The sequence below is a fragment of the Methylosinus sp. C49 genome, from assembly GCF_009936375.1.
Taxonomy (GTDB): Bacteria; Pseudomonadota; Alphaproteobacteria; order Rhizobiales; family Beijerinckiaceae; genus Methylosinus.
The window spans coordinates 2974656-2993530 of record NZ_AP022332.1 but is presented as its reverse complement, the minus strand read 5'-3'; the positions used below and the strand labels follow the sequence as shown (position 1 = coordinate 2993530).

At 63.7% G+C, this 18875-nt stretch carries 18 protein-coding genes and 1 tRNA gene; all 19 read left to right on the top strand.

Annotated features, from left to right (window positions below):
• The first annotated feature begins 15 nt into the window (after positions 1-15).
• Positions 16-618 carry an NADH-quinone oxidoreductase subunit C gene (locus tag GYH34_RS14240; protein ID WP_161914149.1) on the top strand — a complete coding sequence of 201 codons (603 nt, stop codon included), beginning with the start codon at positions 16-18 and terminating at the stop codon, positions 616-618.
• 73 nt (positions 619-691) lie between these two features.
• Positions 692-1882: an NADH-quinone oxidoreductase subunit D gene (locus GYH34_RS14235; protein WP_161914148.1), complete on the top strand. Its 1191-nt coding sequence runs from the start codon at positions 692-694 to the stop codon at positions 1880-1882.
• Positions 1882-2508: an NADH-quinone oxidoreductase subunit NuoE gene (nuoE, locus tag GYH34_RS14230; protein ID WP_161914147.1), complete on the top strand. Its 627-nt coding sequence runs from the start codon at positions 1882-1884 to the stop codon at positions 2506-2508. The genes GYH34_RS14235 and nuoE overlap by 1 nt, the downstream gene beginning before the upstream one ends.
• A 7-nt stretch (positions 2509-2515) precedes the next feature.
• Positions 2516-3820, top strand: coding sequence for an NADH-quinone oxidoreductase subunit NuoF (gene nuoF / locus GYH34_RS14225; protein WP_161914146.1), 1305 nt, complete (start codon positions 2516-2518; stop codon positions 3818-3820).
• A gap of 9 nt (positions 3821-3829) precedes the next feature.
• Positions 3830-5893 carry an NADH-quinone oxidoreductase subunit NuoG gene (nuoG, locus tag GYH34_RS14220; RefSeq protein ID WP_161914145.1) on the top strand — a complete coding sequence of 688 codons (2064 nt, stop codon included), beginning with the start codon at positions 3830-3832 and terminating at the stop codon, positions 5891-5893.
• Positions 5894-5903: 10 nt separating this feature from the next.
• Complete coding sequence (gene nuoH / locus GYH34_RS14215) at positions 5904-6923, top strand: NADH-quinone oxidoreductase subunit NuoH (protein WP_161914144.1); 1020 nt, start codon at positions 5904-5906, stop codon at positions 6921-6923.
• A gap of 12 nt (positions 6924-6935) precedes the next feature.
• Positions 6936-7424: an NADH-quinone oxidoreductase subunit NuoI gene (gene nuoI / locus GYH34_RS14210; RefSeq protein ID WP_142863920.1), complete on the top strand. Its 489-nt coding sequence runs from the start codon at positions 6936-6938 to the stop codon at positions 7422-7424.
• A 49-nt stretch (positions 7425-7473) separates the two neighbouring features.
• Positions 7474-8076 carry an NADH-quinone oxidoreductase subunit J gene (locus GYH34_RS14205; RefSeq protein WP_026191389.1) on the top strand — a complete coding sequence of 201 codons (603 nt, stop codon included), beginning with the start codon at positions 7474-7476 and terminating at the stop codon, positions 8074-8076.
• Between the two features lie 13 nt (positions 8077-8089).
• Positions 8090-8398 (top strand): NADH-quinone oxidoreductase subunit NuoK, encoded by a 309-nt coding sequence (gene nuoK, locus GYH34_RS14200; RefSeq protein WP_018265958.1) that lies wholly within the window; start codon positions 8090-8092, stop codon positions 8396-8398.
• A gap of 6 nt (positions 8399-8404) precedes the next feature.
• Complete coding sequence (gene nuoL / locus GYH34_RS14195) at positions 8405-10450, top strand: NADH-quinone oxidoreductase subunit L (RefSeq protein WP_161914143.1); 2046 nt, start codon at positions 8405-8407, stop codon at positions 10448-10450.
• Positions 10450-11961: an NADH-quinone oxidoreductase subunit M gene (locus GYH34_RS14190; protein ID WP_161914142.1), complete on the top strand. Its 1512-nt coding sequence runs from the start codon at positions 10450-10452 to the stop codon at positions 11959-11961. The genes nuoL and GYH34_RS14190 overlap by 1 nt, the downstream gene beginning before the upstream one ends.
• Before the next feature lie 13 nt (positions 11962-11974).
• The gene (gene nuoN / locus GYH34_RS14185) at positions 11975-13408 is read left to right on the top strand and encodes an NADH-quinone oxidoreductase subunit NuoN (protein ID WP_161914141.1); all 1434 of its coding nucleotides are present in this window, start codon (positions 11975-11977) and stop codon (positions 13406-13408) included.
• Positions 13409-13413: 5 nt separating this feature from the next.
• Entirely contained in the window at positions 13414-14217 is an 804-nt protein-coding gene (locus GYH34_RS14180; protein WP_161914140.1) for a biotin--[acetyl-CoA-carboxylase] ligase, read from the top strand.
• A complete protein-coding gene (locus GYH34_RS14175; protein ID WP_161914139.1) occupies positions 14214-15884 on the top strand; it encodes a ribonuclease J in 1671 nt (556 codons plus the stop codon). Before GYH34_RS14180 ends, GYH34_RS14175 begins: the two co-directional genes overlap by 4 nt.
• 40 nt (positions 15885-15924) lie before the next feature.
• The gene (gene mce, locus GYH34_RS14170) at positions 15925-16329 is read left to right on the top strand and encodes a methylmalonyl-CoA epimerase (RefSeq protein ID WP_161914138.1); all 405 of its coding nucleotides are present in this window, start codon (positions 15925-15927) and stop codon (positions 16327-16329) included.
• A gap of 46 nt (positions 16330-16375) precedes the next feature.
• Complete coding sequence (locus tag GYH34_RS14165) at positions 16376-16609, top strand: DUF1467 family protein (RefSeq protein ID WP_161914137.1); 234 nt, start codon at positions 16376-16378, stop codon at positions 16607-16609.
• Between the two features lie 117 nt (positions 16610-16726).
• A tRNA-Lys gene (locus GYH34_RS14160) sits at positions 16727-16802 on the top strand.
• A gap of 309 nt (positions 16803-17111) precedes the next feature.
• Positions 17112-18146: a hypothetical protein gene (locus GYH34_RS14155; protein ID WP_161914136.1), complete on the top strand. Its 1035-nt coding sequence runs from the start codon at positions 17112-17114 to the stop codon at positions 18144-18146.
• A gap of 203 nt (positions 18147-18349) precedes the next feature.
• A complete protein-coding gene (gene ssb, locus GYH34_RS14150) occupies positions 18350-18871 on the top strand; it encodes a single-stranded DNA-binding protein (protein WP_161914135.1) in 522 nt (173 codons plus the stop codon).
• The last annotated feature ends 4 nt before the right edge of the window (positions 18872-18875 follow it).

The following is an 18875-nucleotide window of genomic DNA, read 5'->3' as shown; positions in this document are numbered from 1 at the left end:
ACGCGAGGGTGAGAAATGAGCGCGGAACTCGAAAAGCTCGGCGAGAAGGTCGCTGCGGCCCTGCCGGGCGTGGTCAAGAGCCTGAAAATCGCCTATGGCGAGCTCACCGTGGAAGTGGAGCGCTCGCGCTGGCTCGACGCCGCGCGCGTGCTGCGCGACGATCCCGAGTTTCTCTTCGTCAGCTTCACCGACATCACCGCGGCCGATTACCCGGAGCGCGATCTACGTTTCGATGTGGTGCTGCACCTTCTCTCGCCCAGGCATAATCAGCGCATCCGCGTGAAGACGCAGACCGACGAGGCGACGCCGGTCGCCTCGCTGACCAGCCTCTATCCCGGCGCCGACTGGTTCGAGCGCGAGACCTATGATCTCTTCGGCGTGCTGTTCGACGGCCATCCCGACCTTCGCCGCATCATGACCGACTACGGCTTCGACGGTCATCCGCTGCGCAAGGATTTCCCGATGTCCGGCTATGTCGAGGTGCGCTACGACGACGAGCGCAAGCGCGTCGTCTATGAGCCTCTGAACCTCACCCAAGAATATCGGAAGTTCGATTTCCTCTCGCCTTGGGAGGGCGTGCAATACGATCTCCCCGGCGACGAGAAGGCGAGCAAGTGAGAGCGCGCGTCATGACCCTTCGCGCCGCTTCCGACTCTCGTCATTCGCTCTTCCACCGCCTGGGATTGTCACGATGAACGACCAGAGCCTCCGCAACTTCAATCTGAACTTCGGCCCGCAGCATCCGGCGGCGCATGGCGTGCTGCGCCTGATTCTCGAGCTCGACGGCGAGGTGGTCGAGCGCTGCGATCCGCATGTCGGCTTCCTGCATCGCGGCACCGAGAAGCTGATGGAGGCGCGAACCTATCTGCAGAACGTGCCCTATTTCGATCGGCTCGATTATTGCGCGCCGATGAATCAGGAGCACGCCTTCTGTCTCGGCATAGAGCAGCTGCTCGAGGTCGAGGTGCCGCGCCGTGGCCAGCTGATCCGCGTGCTCTACGCCGAGATCGGCCGACTGCTGTCGCATCTCCTCAACGTCACCTCGCAGGCCATGGACGTCGGCGCGCTGACGCCGCCGCTGTGGGGCTATGAGGAACGCGAGAAGCTCATGGTCTTCTATGAGCGGGCCAGCGGCGCGCGCATGCACGCCAATTATTTCCGCCCCGGCGGCGTCGCCCGCGATCTGCCGGATCGGCTGGTCGAGGATATCGGCGCTTTCTGCGACCCGTTCCTGAAGGTCCTCGACGATCTCGACGAGCTGTTCATCGGCAACCGCATCTTCAAGCAGCGCAACGCCGACATCGGCGTCATCTCGCTCGAGGATGCGTGGAAATTCGGCTTCTCCGGCGTGATGGTGCGCGGCTCCGGCGCGCCCTGGGATTTGCGCAAGGCGCGTCCTTATGATTGCTACGAGGAGATGGAGTTCGACATTCCCGTCGGCAAGAATGGCGATTGCTACGACCGTGCGGTCATCCGCATGGAGGAGATGCGCCAGTCGACCTCCATCATGAAGCAATGCGTCGATAAGCTGCTGAAGGCCGAGAACCGCGGCCCGGTGGCGACGGTGAACAATAAGATTTGCTCGCCGCCCCGCGCCGAGATGAAGCGCTCGATGGAAGCGCTCATCCATCACTTCAAGCTCTACACGGAAGGCTTCAAGGTGCCGGCTGGCGAGGTCTATGCGGCGGTCGAGGCCCCCAAGGGCGAATTCGGCGTCTATCTCGTCTCCGACGGCACCGACAAGCCCTATCGCTGCAAGCTGCGCGCGCCCGGCTTCGCGCATCTGCAAGCCATGGATTTTCTCTGCAAGGACCATTTGCTCGCCGACGTCTCGGCGATCCTTGGTTCGCTCGATATCGTCTTCGGGGAGGTCGATCGCTGATGTCCATACGTCGTCTCGCCGAAGAGCAGCCCGCGAGCTTCGAGTTCACGCCCGAGAACAAGGCGTGGCTCGAGGCGCAGATCGCCAAATATCCCGACGGCCGTCAGGCCTCCATGGTCGTGCCGGCGCTGTGGCAGGCGCAGAAGCAGAACGACTATTGGCTGCCGCAAAAGGCGATCGAGAAGGTCGCTGATACGCTCGGCATGCCCTACATTCGCGTGCTCGAGATCGCGACCTTCTACACGATGTTCAATCTCGAGCCGGTCGGCAAATTCTACGTCCAGCTCTGTGGCACGACGCCTTGTATGCTGCGCGGCTCCGACGAGCTGATCGCCGTGCTCGAGCGCCGGGTCGGCCCGCAGCGCCATGTGAGCGCCGATGGGCTGTTCTCCTGGCTCGAGGTCGAGTGCCTCGGCGCCTGCTGCAATGCGCCGATGGTGCAGATCAACGACGACTATTACGAAGATTTGACGGCCGAGAATTTCGAGAAGCTACTCGACGATCTCGCCGCCGGCCGGCCGGTGAAGATCGGCTCGCAGACGGGCCGCGTCTCCTCGGAGCCGGCGGGCGGACTGACGAGCCTGACATCCTTCTACGGCGACGGCGCCAAAGCGCAGGCGGAGTGAACGACAAATGCTCGCCGACAAGGATCGCATCTTCACAAATCTCTATGGCATAGGCGACAAGAGCCTCGCCGGAGCCCGCTCGCGCGGCGCCTGGGACAACACCAAGGCGCTGCTGGAGCTCGGCCGCGACAAGATCATTCAAGAGGTCAAGGATTCGGGGCTGCGCGGACGCGGCGGCGCCGGCTTCTCCACCGGCCTCAAATGGTCCTTCATGCCCAAGACGCCAGACCCCTTGCGTCCCTCCTATCTCGTCATCAACGCCGACGAGTCGGAGCCGGGCACCTGTAAAGACCGCGAGATCATGCGCAATGATCCGCATACGCTGATCGAAGGCGCGCTGATCGCCTCCTTCGCCATGGGCGCGCACGCCTCTTACATTTATGTGCGCGGCGAGTTCATCGCGGAGCGCATCGCGCTGCAGAAGGCGATCGACGAGGCCTATGAGGCGCGGCTCATCGGCAAGGACAATATTCACGGCTATCCCTTCGATCTCTACGTCCATCACGGCGCCGGCGCTTACATCTGCGGCGAGGAGACGGCGCTGATCGAGAGCCTCGAAGGCAAGAAGGGCATGCCGCGCTTGAAGCCGCCGTTCCCGGCCAATGTCGGCCTCTACGGCTGCCCGACGACGGTCAATAATGTCGAATCCATCGCCGTAACGCCGACGATCCTGCGTCGCGGCGCGAGCTGGTTCGCCGGTATCGGCAAGCCCAACAACACGGGCACCAAGCTCTTTTCCATCTCCGGCCATGTGAACAAGCCGTGCAATGTGGAAGAGGCCATGTCCATTCCCTTCCGCGAGCTGATCGATCGCCATTGCGGCGGCGTGCGCGGCGGCTCGGACAATCTTCTCGCCGTCATTCCGGGCGGTTCTTCCGTGCGCCTCGTGCCGGCGGATCAGATCATCGACTGTCCGATGGATTTCGACAGCCTCGTGAAGCTCGGCTCTGGCCTCGGCACAGCGGCCGTCATCGTCATGGACAAGTCGACCGACATCATCCGCGCCATCGCCCGCATCTCCTATTTCTACAAGCACGAGAGCTGCGGCCAGTGCACGCCTTGCCGCGAAGGCACGGGCTGGATGTGGCGTGTCGTCACCCGCATGGCGGAAGGCCGCGCCCACAAGCGCGAGATCGACATGCTGTTCGACGTGTCGAAGCAGATCGAAGGCCATACGATCTGCGCGCTCGGCGATGCGGCGGCTTGGCCGATCCAGGGTCTCATCAATCATTTCCGTGGCGAAATCGAGAAGCGCATCGATCGTTATGCGGCCAATCCGCATCCCGATCCGGTGCGCGTGGCGGCGGAGTAAGGCATTCCAATGACCAGAATTCTCGTCGATGGCGTCGAGGTCGATGTTCCGGCCGAATATACGCTGCTGCAGGCCTGCGAGGAGGCCGGCGCCGAGGTGCCGCGCTTCTGCTTCCACGAGCGTCTGTCGATCGCCGGCAATTGCCGCATGTGCCTCGTCGAGGTGAAGGGCGGCCCGCCCAAGCCACAGGCCTCCTGCGCCGTCGCCGTGAAGGATCTGCGTCCCGGACCGGACGGCGCGCCGCCGGAAGTCTTCACCAAAACTCCGATGGTGAAGAAGGCGCGCGAAGGCGTGATGGAGTTCCTGCTCGTCAATCATCCGCTCGACTGTCCGATCTGCGATCAGGGCGGCGAATGTGATTTGCAGGATCAGGCGCTCGCCTTTGGCGGCGACAGCTCGCGCTATGCCGAGAACAAGCGCGCGGTCGAAGACAAATATATCGGTCCGCTCGTCAAGACGGCGATGACCCGCTGCATCCATTGCACCCGCTGCGTGCGCTTCACGGCGGAGATCGCCGGCACAAGCGATATGGGCGCGATCGGCCGCGGCGAGGATATGGAGATCACCACCTATCTGCAGACGGCGATGACGTCGGAGCTGCAAGGCAATGTGACCGATCTCTGTCCCGTCGGCGCGCTCCTGCCCAAGCCGCAGAATTTCCGCGCGCGTCCGTGGGAGTATCAGAAGACCGAGACCATCGACGTGCAGGATGCGCTGGGCTCGGCGATCCGCGTCGACGCCCGCGGCCGCGAGGTGATCCGCATTCTGCCGCGCCTCAACGAGGCGGTGAATGAGGAGTGGATCTCCGACAAGACCCGACAAGTCGTCGACGGATTGAAGGCGCAGCGCCTCGACCGTCCCTATATTCGTGAGAATGGACGCCTGCGTCCGGCCAGCTGGCAGGACGCGCTCGCCGCCGTCGTTGCCAAGACCAAGGCGACGAAAGCCGAGAAGATAGGCGCGCTCGTCGGCGATCTTGCCGCGCTCGAGGAGATCTACGCGCTGAAGCTCCTCGTCGAGGGGCTCGGCAGCGTCAATCTCGACGCGCGCCAGGACGGGACCAAGCTCGATCCGCGCTTCGGCCGCGCCTCCTATCTCTTCAACGCCACCATCGCCGGCGTCGACGAGGCGGATTCGCTGCTCATTATCGGCTCCAATCCGCGCAAGGAAGCGCCCGTGCTCAATGCGCGCATCCGCAAGCGTTGGCTGAAGGGCGGCTTCCCCATCTCGGTGATCGGCGAGCAGGCCGATCTGACCTATGATTATGATTATCTCGGCGCCGGTCCCGACGCTCTGGCGCGCTTCGTCGAAAGCGCGGCGACGGGCTCCGCCAAGCGCCTCGTGCTGATCGGTCAGGGCGCGCTGGCGCGTCCCGACGGCCGCGCCATTCTGGCGCTCGCCGCTCAGGCCGCCAAGAAGCACGGCGGTCTGTCGGACGGCTGGAACGGCTTCAGCGTGCTGCATACGGCGGCGTCGCGCGTCGGCGCGCTCGATCTCGGCTTCACGCCGGGGCAGGGCGGCCTCGATGCGGCGGACATAGCGAAGGCTGGCGCGCTCGACCTTGTTTTCAATCTCGGCGCCGATGAGATCGCGATCGAGCCGGGCGCCTTCGTCGTCTATATCGGCACGCATGGCGACAAGGGCGCGCATCGCGCCGACGTCATTCTCCCGGGCGCGGCCTATACGGAGAAGTTCGGCCTCTATGTGAACACGGAAGGCCGTGTGCAGGAGGCGCTGCGCGCGACCTTCCCGCCGGGCGACGCCCGCGAGGATTGGGCGATCCTGCGCGCGCTCTCGGGCGCTCTCGGCGCGCCGCTGCCCTTCGACTCGCAAAAGCAGCTGCGCGCCAAGCTCGGCGAGGCGCATCCGCATCTCCTGCGGCTCGATCAGATCGGCTCCGCCTCGGCGGCCGATCTCGAGGCGGTGGCGCTGCAGCCGGCGACCGCGTGGAAGGACGATTTCGCGCCTGCGATCACGGATTTCTATCTCACCAATCCGATCGCGCGCGCCTCCGCCACAATGGCGGAATGTTCGGCGCTGGCGCTGGATCGACTGAAGCAAGCGGCGGAATAGGAGCAAGGACGTGATCGACGGCTGGCTGCTGAACCTTCTCCTGATCATCGTGAAGAGCGTCGTTCTGACGGTCGTTCTACTGGTCTATCTCGCCTATGCGATCTACATCGACCGCAAGGTCTGGGCCGCCGTGCAGCTGCGCCGCGGACCCAATGTCGTCGGCCCTTGGGGCTTGCTCCAGAGCTTCGCCGACATGCTCAAATTCGTGCTCAAGGAGCCGGTGATCCCGGACACGGCCAATAAGGGCGTGTTCCTGCTCGCGCCTTTCGTCACGGCCATGCTCGCCGTCGCCGCCTGGGCGGTCATCCCCGTCAATGACGGCTGGGCGGTCGCCGATCTCAATGTCGGCATTCTCTATATTTTCGCCATCTCCTCGCTCGGCGTCTATGGCATCATCATGGGCGGCTGGGCGTCGAACTCCAAATATCCCTTCCTGTCGGCGCTGCGCTCGGCCGCGCAAATGGTGTCCTACGAAGTCTCGATCGGCTTCGTCATCATCACCGTTCTGCTCTGCGCCGGCTCGCTCAATCTCACCGAGATCGTGCGCGCGCAGGATTCGCAATATGGCGTTCTCGGCTGGTATTGGCTGCGCCTGCTGCCGATGTTCATCATCTTCTTCATCTCGGCGCTGGCCGAGACGAACCGCCCGCCCTTCGATCTGGTGGAAGCCGAGTCGGAGCTGGTCGCCGGCTTCATGATCGAATATTCGGCGACGCCCTACATGCTGTTCATGCTCGGCGAATATGTGGCGATCCTGACCATGTGCGCCTTGCTGACGATCCTCTTCTTCGGCGGCTGGCTGCCGCCGGTGAATATCGCGCCCTTCACCCTGATCCCCGGCGTGATCTGGTTCGTCCTCAAGGTCACATTCTTCTTCTTCTTCTTCGCCATGGTGAAGGCCTTCGTGCCGCGCTATCGCTACGACCAGCTCATGCGGCTCGGCTGGAAGGTGTTCCTGCCCATCTCGCTCGTCATGGTCATCGTCGTCGCCGGCATTCTGCAATTCGCCGGCTCGGCGGGCGCGAACTAAGGGAGTGAGGTCATGAAGCTCGATTCTGCGGCCAAGTCGCTCTTCCTCAGCGAGTTCATCGCCGCCTTCTTCCTGTCGATGCGCTATTTCTTCAAGCCGAAGGCGACGCTCAACTATCCGCATGAGAAGAACCCGATCTCCCCGCGCTTTCGCGGCGAGCACGCGCTGCGCCGCTATCCCAATGGCGAGGAGCGCTGCATCGCCTGCAAGCTCTGCGAGGCGATCTGCCCGGCGCAGGCCATCACCATCGAGGCCGGTCCGCGCCGCAACGACGGCACCCGCCGCACGACGCGCTACGACATCGACATGGTGAAATGCATCTATTGCGGCTTCTGCCAGGAGGCCTGCCCGGTGGACGCCATCGTCGAGGGGCCGAACCAGGAGTTCGCCGTCGAGACGCGCGAGGAGCTCTACTATAATAAGGAGCGCCTGCTCGAGAATGGCGCGCGCTGGGAGCGCGAGATCGCGCGCAACATCGCGCTCGACGCGCCTTATCGCTGAGAAGCAACGAGAGCCGGACGCAACGAGACGCTCGAGAGAGGACGACAAAGTGGCTGTGGCATTCTTCTATCTTTTCTCGGCGGTGCTGATCGCATCGGCTTTCGCGGTGATCGTCTCGCGCAATCCGGTTCATTCAGTGCTCTATCTCATCCTCGCCTTCGTCAATGGCGCGGGGCTCTTCCTGCTCGCCGGGGCCGAATTCCTCGCCATGATCCTCGTCGTCGTCTATGTCGGCGCGGTCGCTGTGCTGTTCCTCTTCGTGGTGATGATGCTGGACGTCGATTTCGCCGAGCTGCGCCAGGGCTTCAGCAAGCATCTGCCGGTCGGCGCGGCCGTCGGGGCCGTGGTGCTCGGCGAGCTCGGGCTGCTCGCGCTCGGCTGGCAGAGCGCGCCCGGCGCGAAAGAGGCCGCCGCGGCGCCGATCGTCGCCGGCGTCTCCAACACGGCGGCGCTCGGTCAGGTGCTCTACACCAAATATTTCCTCTTCTTCCAGGCTTCGGCGCTGGTGCTGCTCACCGCCATGATCGGCGCGATCGTGCTGACGCTGCATCATCGTCCCGGCGTCAAGCGGCAGAAGATCGAGGAGCAGAACGCGCGCACGCGCGACAATGTCATCGAGATCAAGAAAGTGCCCTCGCGGGCGGGCGTCTGAGGGGATCGCAGCAATGGTCGTCGACCTCACCCATTATCTCGTCGTCTCGGCGATCGTGTTCACGCTCGGCGTCGCCGGCATCATCCTCAACCGCAAGAACATCATCATCATCTTGATGTCGGTGGAACTGATCCTGCTGGCGGTGAACATCAACCTCGTGGCCTTCTCGGCCTCGCTCGGCGATCTGACCGGCCAGGTCTTCGCTCTGTTCATCCTCACGGTGGCGGCGGCGGAGGCGGCCATCGGCCTCGCCATTCTCGTCACCTATTTCCGCAACCGCGGCACGATCGCGGTCGAGGACATCAACTCTCTGAAGGGCTGAGCGCCGATGATCCAAGCAATCGTCTTTCTGCCGCTCATCGGCTTTCTCATCGCGGGCCTGTTCGGACGGCGCATCGGCGCGCGCGCGTCCGAGCTCGTGACGACGACGCTGCTGTTCATCGCCTGCGGCTTTTCGTGGATCGAGTTCTTCGACGTGGCGCTCGGCCATGGCCATGCGAGCGCGCCGGTGCTCGCCAATTGGTTCACCTCGGGCAAGCTCAGCGTCGATTGGGCCTTGCGCGTCGACTCGCTGACCGCGGTGATGCTCGTCGTCGTGACCAGCGTCTCGGCGCTCGTGCATTTCTACTCGATCGGCTACATGCACGAGGATCCGGATCGTCCGCGCTTCTTCGCCTATCTGTCGCTCTTCACCTTCGCCATGCTCTCGCTGGTGACGGCCGATAATCTCGTGCAGATGTTCTTCGGCTGGGAGGGCGTCGGTCTCGCCTCCTATCTCCTGATCGGCTTCTGGTATCAGAAGCCTTCGGCCAACGCCGCGGCCATCAAGGCCTTCGTCGTCAACCGCGTCGGCGATTTCGGCTTCGCGCTCGGCATTTTCTTGGTCTTCCAGCTCACCCAATCCCTGAGCTTCGAGCAGGTCTTCGCCGCCGTTCCCGGCATAGCCGGCCATAAGATTCATGTGTTCGGCGCCGATTTCGACGCGCTGACGCTGGCGACCTTCCTGCTCTTCATCGGCGCGATGGGCAAATCCGCGCAATTCCTGCTGCACACATGGCTGCCGGACGCGATGGAAGGCCCGACTCCGGTCTCCGCCCTCATCCATGCCGCCACAATGGTGACGGCCGGCGTCTTCATGGTCGCGCGCCTGTCGCCGATCTTCGAATATGCGCCGGACACCCTCGCTTTCGTCACGCTGATCGGCGCCATCACCGCCTTTTTCGCGGCGACGATCGGCCTCGTGCAGAACGACATCAAGCGCGTCATCGCCTATTCGACCTGCTCGCAGCTCGGCTATATGTTCGTGGCGGAAGGCGTCGGCGCCTATTCGCTCGGCGTGTTCCATCTCTTCACCCACGCCTTCTTCAAGGCGCTGCTGTTCCTCGGCGCCGGCTCGGTCATCCATGCGATGCATCACGAGCAGGACATGCGGAACATGGGCGGGCTGTGGAACAAGATTCCCTTCACCTTCGCCATGATGACGATCGGCACTCTGGCGCTGACCGGCGTCGGCATTCCGGGAACCGAGCTCGGCTTCGCCGGCTTCTTCTCCAAGGACGCCATCATCGAGGCGGCCTTCGCCGCCGGCGAGCATCGCAGCGTCGCCTATCTCGCCTTCGTCTCGACGGTGGTGGCGGCGGGCCTCACCTCCTTCTATTCCTGGCGACTCGTCTTCCTGACCTTCTTCGGCAAGGCGAAGGCGTCTCATGCGGACGCTCACGCCGCGCATGGCCACGACGATCACGCGCATGCGGATGCTCATGGTCACGACGATCATGCGCATGGCGATCACGGCCATGGCCATCATGTTCCGCACGAGTCGCCGATCGTCATGCTGATCCCGCTCGCCGTTTTGGCGGTGGGCGCGGTGGCGGCGGGCGCCCTGTTCATCGGCGATTTCGCCGGCCATGGCTATGACGAGTTCTGGAAGGGCGCGCTCTACACGGGCCACGACAATCACATTCTCCACGCCATGCATGAGATCCCGCATTGGGTGTCCTATGCCGCGACGGTGATGATGATCCTCGGCTTCCTCGGCGCGCTTTTCGTCTATCAGCTGGCGCCCGGCACGGCGCAGAAGATCGCGCACGCATTCCCGCGGCTCTACCGTTTCCTGCTCAACAAATGGTATTTCGACGAGCTCTATGACGCGATCTTCGTGCGTCCCGCCTTCGCGCTCGGTCGGCTGCTGTGGAAGGGCGGCGACGGACGCATCATCGACGGGCTCGGCCCGGACGGAATTGCCGCGCGCGTCGTCGACGGCGCCCGCCTCGCGGTGAAGCTGCAGACTGGCTATGTCTATCACTACGCCTTCGCCATGCTGATCGGCGTCGCGGCGGTCGTCACCTGGTTCGTCGCAGGAGGTCTGCGCTGATGTTCGGCTTCGGCATTCTCACCGGCCTCACTTTTCTGCCGCTGGTCGGCGCGGCCTTCATCCTCACGCTGAAGGGCGAGAGCGAGGCGACGCTTCGCAACGCCAAATGGGCGGCGCTGCTGACGACGATCGTCGTCTTCCTGCTGTCGCTCGTCGTCTGGGGCCGTTTCGACACGGCGAGCGCCGCTTTCCAACTCGTCGAGGAGAGGGCATGGTTCGGGTCGGGCCTCACCTATAAAATGGGCGTGGACGGCTTCTCCATTCCCTTCGTGCTGCTGACGACCTTCCTGACGCCCTTCGCCATTCTCGCCTCCTGGGAATCGGTGAAGTTCCGCCTCAAGGAATATCTCGTCGCCTTCCTCGTCCTCGAGACGCTGATGATCGGCGTGTTCTGCGCGCTCGATCTCGTGCTCTTCTATCTCTTCTTCGAGGGCGGCCTCATTCCGATGTTCCTCATCATCGGCATTTGGGGCGGCAAGCGGCGCGTCTACGCCAGCTTCAAATTCTTCCTCTACACGCTCGCCGGCTCGTTGCTGATGCTCATCGCCATTCTGGCGATCTACGGCAAGACCGGCACGACGGACATCGTCACTCTGCTCGAGACGAAATTCCCGCCGTCGATGCAGATTTGGCTGTGGCTCGCCTTCTTCGCCTCCTTCGCGGTGAAGATGCCCATGTGGCCGGTCCACACCTGGCTGCCGGACGCCCACGTCGAGGCGCCGACCGCGGGCTCGGTGATCCTGGCGGCGATCCTGCTGAAGATGGGCGGCTATGGCTTCATCCGCTTCTCTCTGCCCATGTTCCCGGACGCCTCGGCCTATTTCGCGCCGCTCGTCTATGCGCTGTCGGTGATCGCCGTCATCTACACATCGCTGGTCGCGCTGGTGCAGGAGGACATAAAGAAGCTCATCGCCTATTCGTCGATCGCACATATGGGCTTCGTCACAATGGGCCTGTTCACGCTGACGACGCAGGGCGTGCAGGGCGCCATGTTCCTGATGATCTCGCATGGCTTCGTCTCCGGCGCGCTCTTCCTCTGCGTCGGCGTCATCTACGATCGCATGCATACGCGCGAGATCGCGGCCTATGGCGGCCTCGTCAATCGCATGCCGCTCTACGCCGTCACCTTCATGATCTTCACCATGGCGAATGTCGGCTTGCCGGGCACCTCCGGCTTTGTCGGCGAGTTTCTGACGCTCACCGGGGCCTTCGTCGCCAATAGCTGGGTGGCGCTGTTCGCGACCTCGGGCGTCGTGCTGTCGGCGGCTTACGCGCTGTATCTCTACCGTCGCGTGGTTTTCGGCGCGCTGGAGAAGCCGTCGCTGCAGACGATCAGCGATCTCTCGGCGCGAGAGCTCGTCCTGTTTGTGCCGCTCATCGCGCTGACCCTCTATTACGGCGTGCGGCCGCAGCCGATCATCGACGCCTCGGCGGCCGCCGTCGCCAATCTCCTGCAATCTCACACGGCCCTGGCCAATGCGGCGCATGTCGTCGCCCAGGCCGCTCAATGATCGGTCGCTGACGATGTCGTTCTCAACCGCCCTCGCGCATCACTTCCTGCCAGAAACCATCCTCGCCCTCGGCGTATTGGCGCTGATCCTCATCGGCGCCTGGCGCGGCGCGCGCGCCTTCGGCCTTGTCAACGAGGTCGCGGCGGGGCTGCTCGGCCTCGCCATTCTGGCGCTGTTCTTCGGCCAGACGTCGGAAGCCTCGCTGTTCGAGGGGGCCTTCGTCGACGACGCTTTCGCGCGTTTCGTCAAAGTGCTGACGCTGGTCGGCTCGCTCGTCACCATACTGATGTCGCGCGATTATCTTCAGCGCGCCAAGCTCGGCAATTTCGAGTTTCCGGTGCTCGTCGTGCTGTCGACGATCGGCATGCTGCTGCTCGTCTCGGCGGATAATCTCATCGCGCTCTATCTCGGCATAGAGCTGATGTCGCTGGCGCTCTATGTCGCCGCCGCCTTCGACCGCGACGACGCCCGCGCCTCAGAGGCCGGCCTCAAATATTTCGTGCTGGGCGCTCTCTCCTCCGGCATGCTTCTCTATGGCGCCTCGCTGCTCTACGGCTTCTCGGGGACCATCTCTTTCGACGGCATCGCCAAAGCGATCACCGGCGCGCCGTCGCTCGGCGTGATCTTCGGCCTCGTCTTCGTGCTGGCCGGCCTCGCCTTCAAAATGTCGGCCGCGCCCTTCCATATGTGGACGCCGGACGTCTATGAGGGCGCGCCGACGCCTGTCACCGCCTTTTTCGCCTCGGCGCCGAAGATGGCCGCCGTGGCGATCACCGTGCGCATCGTCTTCACCGCCTTTCCGGGCATTGTCGGGCAGTGGCAGCAGATCGTGATCTTCCTCGCCATCGCTTCTATGCTGCTCGGCTCCTTTGCGGCGATCGGCCAGACCAGCATCAAGCGCCTGATGGCCTATTCCTCGATCGGCCATATGGGCTTCGCCCTGGTCGGCCTCGCGGCTGGCAATGAGGCGGGCGTGCGCGGCGTCGCCATCTATCTCGCCATTTATCTGGTGATGACGCTCGGCGCCTTCGCCGCCATTCTGCAGATGCGCGTCGAGGGGCGTCCGGTCGAGAAGATCAGCGATCTCTCGGGGCTCTCCCGCAATAATGGGACGGCGGCCTTCTTCCTCGCCATGCTGATGTTCTCGCTCGCAGGCGTGCCGCCGCTCGCTGGCTTCTTCGCGAAATATTACGTGCTGCTGGCGGCGGTGGACGCCGGGCTCTATCCGCTCGCCATTGTCGGCGTGCTGGCGAGCGCGATTTCCGCCTTCTATTATCTTCGCGTCGTCAAGGTGATCTATTTCGACGAGCCGGCGCCGGCCTTCGATCAATCGCCTCTGTCGCTGCGCGCGGTGCTCGCGGTCTCGACCGTGTTCCTGCTCGGCTTCTGGCTCTATCCGGCTCCCGTGGTCGAGGCCGCGACGGCCGCCGCCAAGTCGCTGTTCTGAGCCCGATGGAGGGCGTGAGGCTCGGCGACCACGCGCTCTCGCGCGGGGTTCGTCTCGAGATTTACGACGAGATCGACTCGACCAATGACGAAGCCAAGCGTCGGGCCGAGTCGGGTGATTTCGGTCCCTTGTGGATCGTCGCCGCGCGCCAGAGCAAGGGCCGCGGCCGCCTCGGGCGTAGCTGGAGCTCGATGAGCGGAAATCTCCATGCGAGCCTGCTCGTCTCCGGCTTTGGGCCGGCGGCGCTCGCGCCGCAGCTCGGCTTCGCGGCCGGCCTCGCGACGATCGGCGCATTGATCGAGGCGACCGGCGCAGTCGATCGGCTCGCGCTCAAATGGCCGAACGACGTGCTGCTCGATGGCGAGAAGCTGGCGGGCATTCTTCTCGAAGGCGTTCAGCCGGCGGGGCAGGGGGCGCCCTTCGGCTGCGTCATCGGCATAGGGGTCAATTGCGTCGCCGCGCCGAACGATCTGCCGTATCCGGCGAGCGATTTGTCGCGTTTGGGCGGCCCTTCGGCCGGCGCGCTCTTTGCTTTGCTCTCCGACAAGATGGCGGACGCGCTCGCTCTCTGGGCGAGCGGCGCCGGCTTCGCGGCGCTTCGCGAGCGCTGGCTCGGCCATGCTGCGGGATTGGGCGGGGAGATCGAGGCGCGTCTTCCGCGGGAGACGATCGCAGGACGATTCGAGACCATCGACGCCGACGGACGCCTGATTATTTCGACCCGCAGCGGCCGTCGCGCCATAGAAGCGGGAGACATCTTCTTGCCGGCCCTCGCGGCGGCCCGGCCCGAGCCGGAGCGTGGCCGATGAATGAGGAAGTGAGCGAATTCGTCTTTGCGCCTTTGGGCGGTCTCGGCGAGATCGGCATGAACGCCGCTCTCTATGGCTTCGGCCCGCCCAAGACGCGCAAATGGCTGATGGTGGATTGCGGCCTCGCCTTTCCCGGCCCGGAGCTGCCGGGCGTCGATCTGCTGATGCCGGACGTCACTTTCGTCGAGAAAATCCGCCGCGATCTCGTCGGACTGGTGATCACCCACGCCCATGAGGACCACATAGGGGCGCTCTCCTTCCTCTGGCCAAAGCTCGGCTGCACCGTCTATGCGACGCGTTTCGCCGCGAGCCTGCTGGAGGCGCGTCGTCTGCAGGAGGCAGGCTCGCCCAATATAAAGGTCGTCACCGTGGCGACGGGCCAGCGTCTCGATATCGGCCCCTTCGACGTCGAATTCGTCGCCGTCGCGCATTCGATTCCCGAGGCCAATGCGCTCGCGATTCGCACGCCGGTCGGCCTTGCGATCCACACAGGCGACTGGAAGATCGACCCCGAGCCCGGCGTCGGGCATCGCATCGACGCCGCGCGGCTGACGGCGCTCGGCGACGAGGGCGTCGACGCGCTCATCTGCGACTCCACCAATATTCTGCGCGAGGGCGACAGCTTCTCCGAGAGCGATGTGGCGCAGACGCTGCGCAAGCTCATCGGCGACGCCAAGGAGCGCGTGCTGGTGACGACCTTCGCCTCCAATGTCGCGCGCATCCGCGCCGTGGCGGAAGCGGCGCAGGCGGCCGGGCGCAGCGTCGTCGTCGCCGGCCGCGCCATGGAGCGCGTCATTCAGGTTTCGCGGGAGTGCGGCTTTCTCGATGGGCTGCCGCCGTTTCTCTCGCTCGACATGTTCACGGCCCTGCCGCGCGACAAGATCGTGGTGCTGGCGACCGGCAGCCAGGGCGAGCCGCGCGCCGCAATGGCTCGCGTCGCCGAGAAAGAGCATCCGGTCATCAAGCTCGTCTCCGGCGATACGGTCATCTTCTCCTCGCGCGCCATTCCCGGCAACACGCGGGAGGTGCATCGCGTCGTCAACAAGCTCTGCGACCAGGGCGTCGAGGTCATCACCGATCACGACCATCTTGTCCATTGCTCCGGCCATCCGCGCCGCGGCGAGGTCGCGCAGCTCTATGATTGGGTGCGGCCGCGCATATCGGTGCCGGCGCATGGCGAGGGGCATCATCTCTCCGTCCACGCCGCCTTCGCCAGGGGCAAGGGAGTCGAGACGACGATCGGCGCCCGCAATGGCGACATTGTGCGCCTGTTTCCGGGCGCTCCGGCTATTGTCGGCAAGGCTCCGACAGGCCGACTGCTCAAGGACGGCGACGTGCTCGTCTCGGAAGATGACGGCGCGGTGCGCGAGCGCGCGCGTCTGAGCTTCTCCGGCGTGGTGTCGCTGGCGCTCGCCATCGACAAGCGCGGCGATCTCGTCGGCGATCCCGATGTGCTGATCTCCGGCCTGCCGAAGAAGGGGCGCGACGGCGCGGATATGGGCGAGGTCGTGGACGACGCCATCTTCCGCACCTTCGACAATCTGCCGCGGCAGAAGCGTCGGGATTTCGACGCCGCCGCGACGGCGGTGGAGCGCGCAGTGCGAGCCAGCGTCAATGCGGTGTGGGGCAAGAAACCGCAAGTGCATGTATTGATCATCGAGGCGTGATGACGCATTTAGGTCTCTGGAGAAATTTCAGGGAAACGTCATGATCGGACGCTTGAATCATGTGGCCATCGCCGTCTCGGACCTCGCGGCGGCGACGGCGACATATAAAAATACGCTCGGCGCAAAGGTCTCCGAGCCGGAGTCTCTTCCCGAGCACGGCGTCACGGTCGTCTTCGTCGAGTTGCCCAACACCAAGATCGAGCTGCTGCAGCCGCTCGGCGAAGCCTCGCCGATCGCCGGCTTCGTCGCCAAAAATCCGGCCGGCGGCATTCACCATCTCTGCTATGAGGTGGATGATATTCTGACGGCGCGCGACCAGCTGAAAGCCTCCGGCGCGCGCGTGCTGGGCGATGGCGAGCCGAAGATCGGCGCCCATGGCAAGCCGGTGCTCTTCCTGCATCCGAAGGATTTCAACGGGGCCCTGGTGGAGCTTGAGCAGGCCTGAAAGAGCGAGGGCGGGAGCCCGAGCGAAGGGTCGAGGAGCGCGGATCTTGCCATTCACGACGCCGCTCGCCGTAGCGATCTACCTGACGATCTGGTGGATCGTGCTGTTCGCGATCCTGCCTTTCGGCGTCCGCTCCTCGGAAGAGGAGGACGACACGCCGACGGGAGGGGATCCTGGCGCGCCCGTGGCCCCCAAGCTGTGGATCAAGGCCGTCGCGACGACGATCGTCTCGACGATCTTGTTCTGGCTCTTCGTGCTCTATGTGAAATGGATGGCCTGAGGAGCGATCCGCTCGAGCCGGGGTTGACCGGCCCCTCGCCAACAGGTAGGGGTCGAGCCGCCGGGGTCACGACGAGCCGCGCGGGCGCGCCCCGCGGTTTCGAAGCGGCAATCCAGCGAGCGCGTAGCTCAGTCGGTAGAGCATCTGACTTTTAATCAGAGGGTCATGGGTTCGAGTCCCATCGCGCTCACCACAAAAATCGACAAAATCAAAAAATCGCCCCGCGGGGGCGGCGCGGCAGAGAAAGTCTCCGCGGGCCCGATTGATCCGCGCCGCTCCGCCGAAACGGCGAAATGACCGTTCCGAATCGCTTCGGCCGAGGTCGCATCCCCATAGCGCGCGCTGATTTCGGCAAATCGCCTCGCCGAAAGCCGGCCGTTCTGGCCGCATTCGCTCGGTGGCTTTTCCCACATCTTCGCGGCCCTTCGCCGACTAGGCTTTCGATCATCGGAAGTGCTGGACGATCTCGACGAGACGTTCTGAGGCGGAAGGATCGACGACGATGCAATATACCGAACTGAGGGGCGTCAGCTCGCATTACAGCAATGAGGTCGGCACGAGCGGGTTGCGGACAGAACCGCTCATTTGGTCGCGCATTCAAAATAGGCTGCGAGCGGCGATATTGGAGCTGAAGATAGTGGAGATCGAGCTGTCGACCCCCGCTAATGTCGGAACCTCGATGAAGGATCGCATCGGCGCTTTCGAAAAAAGCTCGAAACGGCAGAAGTTCGAGATGCAGAGGACAAATCTGCAAAAGAGTATCGGCGAGCTGCGCTCTTGGCTCTCGAAAGAAGGCGCCTCGGCCGATGCGGACGGCAATGTCGAAATGGCGAATATGGGCGCGCTCAAGGTCATCTATGACACGACGGCGGCGCAGCAGGGGTTGACGCGCGTTTATGTCAATGGCGGGCGGCTGTTTCTCGACCCGCTATTCCGCAAGCCCTTCAGCACGAAATCAATGGTCACGCATTTTTCCGGCCTCGGCAAGGGCGTCTTCGTGATGAGCCAGGAGGGGAATATTCACATCCACTCCCATATCGTCGGCCATTACCACCATTCCTCATTGCTGGGCGGCGGCGCCGTGGCTTGCGCCGGAGAAATAGAAGTCGACAATGGCCTCATAAAGTGGTTGTCGAACAAAAGCGGCCATTACATTCCTGATTACCGTCATCTTCATCAGATTTTTCATCAGCTCAAAAAGAAGGGAGTCGGTCTGCATTTTCCGATTTCAGTCTTCGGCTATGCCGACGGAAGCAGCCCTACGACCGCGAAGAAATTCGACTCCGCGCAGCAGTTTCTCGACGAGATGAAGACGCAATATGAAATCGACTATGAGAATCTGAAGCTGCTCGCTTATTGGGAGCATCTCGTCGATTCCAAGCTGGGGGAGCGCGGCTGGCGATATAGGGACGAGAGCAAGGGCGAGAAGGTCGGCGTCTATGCCATCGCGAGCAATCATATGGTGCCGCACAAGGAGGCGCGCGCATGGCTGAAGCTCAAGGGCTATCGGCCCGAGACGACGATTCTCGCAGATTGATCCCGCTAAAGCGATCTGGCGGCGCGAGACGGCGCCGCCCGCGCTGATATTTTTGCGCGACGGCGCCTCGTTGCGCGTCGCAGAGGGAAGTGCTAGAACAAAAAAAGAACAGCGCGTGAATTGTGGACAAGGCGGCGGAACGCCTTCGCGTCCGCGCGTTTCGGACTAAGGTGCCGCGAGCATCATCGAGGCGGAGAAGCGTCATGGCGGTCAATAAGGTCATTCTGGTCGGCAATCTCGGCCGCGATCCAGAAGTGCGCACGCTGCCTTCGGGGGACCGGGTCGTCTCCTTTTCCGTGGCGACGACGGAATCCTGGCGTGATCGCAACACGGGCGAGCGCAAGGACCGCACCGAATGGCACAATGTATCGATCTTCAACGAGAATTTGGGGAAGGTCGCCGAGCAGTACTGCCGCAAAGGCTCCAAAGTCTATCTCGAGGGCCAGCTGCAGTCGCGCGAATATCAGGATAAGGATGGCGTGCAGCGCAAAGTCACGGATGTCGTGCTGCAACGCTTCCGCGGCGAGCTTCAGCTGCTCGACAGCAAGGGCGGCGGCCGCAGTGATGGCGATTACGAAGGCGGCGGCGGTTCCTATCAGTCGAGCGGCGGCGGCTCCAGCTTCGGCCGCTCCTCGCCGATGGAGCGCGCGCCCGCCGAGCGCTCGCCGGCGCCGGCCGGCGGCGGACGTCTGTCGGATCAGCTGGATGACGACATTCCGTTCTGAGGCT